Here is a 2,685-nt window from a genome sequence, read left to right as displayed (position 1 = left end):
TTCGCCTTCGCCAAGATTGGCGGCTTCAGCAATGGCGTCTCGGCAGTGGTTAACCTGCCTGTTTCATGGATTTCCGGCGTTTTAGCCCGCTAAAGACGTCAAGGTGCCTTTCCGATAAGGAAGAATGAGGGTTCTCGAAGCTCCCATTCGCCCCACGGAAAGGCACCTGACGAGTGAAGCGTAGCGGCCGGTTGGCACGGGTGAAAGTCACTGCGGACGGCGAGGGTGTGGTCTCCCACGCAGGGGCGGAGCTGCTCCGGGAGCTGGCGGGGTTCACGGGCCTCATCGATGCCTGGGACAAGGCCCTCATCGGCACCTACCGGGCGATGCCGATCCACTTCCCCGGCTCGGTCCTCGCAGATCTCGCCGTGGCGATCGCAGACGGCGCTGACTCGATCAGCGACCTGAAGGCGCTGCGGGACCAGCCAGGGGTGTTCGGGCCCGTCGCCTCCACCCCGACCGCCTGGCGGGTGCTCGACAGGGTCTCTCGGGCACATCTGCCTCGCCTTCGTTCCGGGCGCGCCGCGGCTCGCAGTGCCGCGTGGGCGGCTGGTGCGGCGCCGGACCTCTCGGGCGAGCTGTTCTTGGACATCGACGCGACGATCGTGATCGCCCATTCGAACAAGGAACTGGCTTCTCCGACCTGGAAGCAGACATTCGGCTTCCATCCCCTGCTCTGCTTCCTCGACCGTCCCGAGATCGCCGCAGGTGAGGCGCTCTCGGGCATTCTGCGAGAGGGACGGGCCGGCTCGAACACCACCGCGGACCACATCTGTGTCCTCGACATGGCGCTCGAAAGCCTGCCCTTGCAGGCCCGCCCCCGCCCGGGGGACCCGAACGGCCCGCGTCTCGTGGTCCGTGCCGACGCGGCCGGGGCCACCCACGGCTTCGCGAAAGTCTGCCGGGGCCGGGGTGTGAGCTTCAGCCTCGGGTTCGCGGTCACCGAGGACGTCCGGGAGGCGATCGTCGCGCTCGAGGAGAACGCGTGGGTCGACGCGGTCGAGGCCGAGAGCTGCGAGAAGCTGCGCGACGGGGCGTGGGTGACCGAGATCACCGAGGCCCTCGACCTGTCGGCCTGGCCGGAAGGCTCCCGGGTGATCGTGCGAAGAGAACGCCCCCATCCAGGTGCCCAGCTCAGCCTGTTCGACCTCGAGGCTGGACTTCGCCACACGGCGTTCATCACCGCCGGAAGGTCTGCAATCGAGCATGACGACCGACCCATCGCCGTGCTCGAGCTGCGACAGCGCCGCCACGCCCGGGTCGAGGACCGGATCCGCCAGGCCAAAGCATCCGGACTACGGAACCTGCCCTGCAAGCAGGCCGCCGAGAACGAGGCCTGGCTCGAATGCGTGCTTGCCGCGGCGGACCTCGTCGCCTGGTCCAAGCTCATCTGCTTCGCCGATTATCCGGTGATCGCCCGCTGTGAGATCGCGGCGTTCCGCTACCGCATCTTGCACATGGCGGCCCGGCTGACTCGAGGCGGCCGAGTTGTCAACCTGCGCCTCGATCGCACCTGGGCCTGGGCCAAGCAGCTCGCCCTCGGCTTTGTGCGCCTGCGCGCGGCGTTTACCTGAGACGCCCCACTCACGTGCCGGCGACACCGCCGGTGCCATCAGGAAGTTGTCAACGCCAGACACGGGGACGGTTCCGCGCCCAAACGCCCGCGCCCCGCTGAACTACAGGCTTTCACCTCGTGTCGCGTCAGTCCTGAGCCCCGCAGCAGCCGCTACGACGGTCGCCGTGAAACAGGGAGGTTAACGAGGTCGGTCGACGTGAGGTCTTGAATCCCCAGGGGTGTGAAGGAGCCCCGGGGACCTCGAGTGGTTCGCGCCGAGACGGCCCCCTCGCTTCGGGGCCTCGGCTTTCCCTCCATCGCCCGAGCTTCTGGGGTCTTCACCACCGCGGCCTCGGATTCGCGACGCGGCGTGCTCGTCCCCACCCCTTCCACGGGGCTCTGCTCGCGGGGATCGCCGGGCTCCTTCCCACCGAGGCAGCGTCACAGCCCCGGCTTACCCTTCGCGCGGAGGTAACGCCATGACAACAAGGACCCGAAACGCTGGTGCCGGCCTCCTCGCGCTCTTCATGTTCGGCGCGCTCACACCGCCACACATCGTGCTGCATTGGGCGCTGGACCTGGCGCTGTTCTGCACGGTGGTGGTCGCCGCCCTGCTGGTGCTTCACGCGGGACGGCGGCTGATTGATCGCCACTTCGATCGTCGCATTGGCGCCGATCGCGACGTCGGGTCGCTCCTCACGGGCACGACGCCGTTCCTCCCGTCCACCGAGGCAGGAGATTGCCTCGCCGACCGAGACTCGGCTGGAATCGGACGCCCGTCGCATCGAACTGGCCGGGATAGCCCAGCAAGAGATTTCGTCCCACGCGCGGCCGAGGCGACCGAAACGCTGCAGCGACGTCACCGCCGCCGGCCCCACGACGGGGGGCCTTCCTAGGCGCGACGTTGGGCCGTGCTCCACGCCGCAGGCGCCACACGGTGCTTTGGCGGGTCTGACCCCAGGCTCTCCGCCTCGGCACTGCTATCGCTTTCGGCGCACGAGCTCGCTACCGACGCCTTCGACGCGCCGACCGCCGATCAGATCGCCGCTGTGCGCGCCAGAATCCGAGACGCCATCAAGACCGGCGGCGGAGCCGTGCACAAAATCTTCCCGCAGTCCCTCATCGACGGG

Annotated in this window: 3 protein-coding genes; all 3 read left to right on the top strand. The window is 68.2% G+C overall.

The window, feature by feature from the left end; genetic code table 11:
- The first annotated feature begins 173 nt into the window (after positions 1-173).
- Positions 174-1,574 (top strand): IS1380 family transposase, encoded by a 1,401-nt coding sequence (locus VNF71_02630; GenBank protein HVA73446.1) that lies wholly within the window; start codon positions 174-176, stop codon positions 1,572-1,574.
- Between the two features lie 460 nt (positions 1,575-2,034).
- Positions 2,035-2,451, top strand: coding sequence for a hypothetical protein (locus VNF71_02625; GenBank protein ID HVA73445.1), 417 nt, complete (start codon positions 2,035-2,037; stop codon positions 2,449-2,451).
- Between the two features lie 15 nt (positions 2,452-2,466).
- The coding region (locus VNF71_02620) for a hypothetical protein (GenBank protein HVA73444.1) at positions 2,467-2,685 on the top strand (219 nt) is incomplete at its 3' end.

It is taken from the genome of Acidimicrobiales bacterium (genome assembly GCA_035533095.1).
In the GTDB taxonomy this organism is placed as follows: domain Bacteria; phylum Actinomycetota; class Acidimicrobiia; order Acidimicrobiales; family Palsa-688; genus DATLUM01.
Note: the sequence above shows the minus strand (reverse complement) of the source record. Positions and strands in the feature narration are given on the sequence as shown.

What these genes read in the sequence shown, in the direction of transcription:
- VNF71_02625 (HVA73445.1), top strand. Translation starts at nt 2,035, where the DNA reads ATGACAACAAGGACCCGAAACGCTGGTGCCGGCCTCCTCGCGCTCTTC.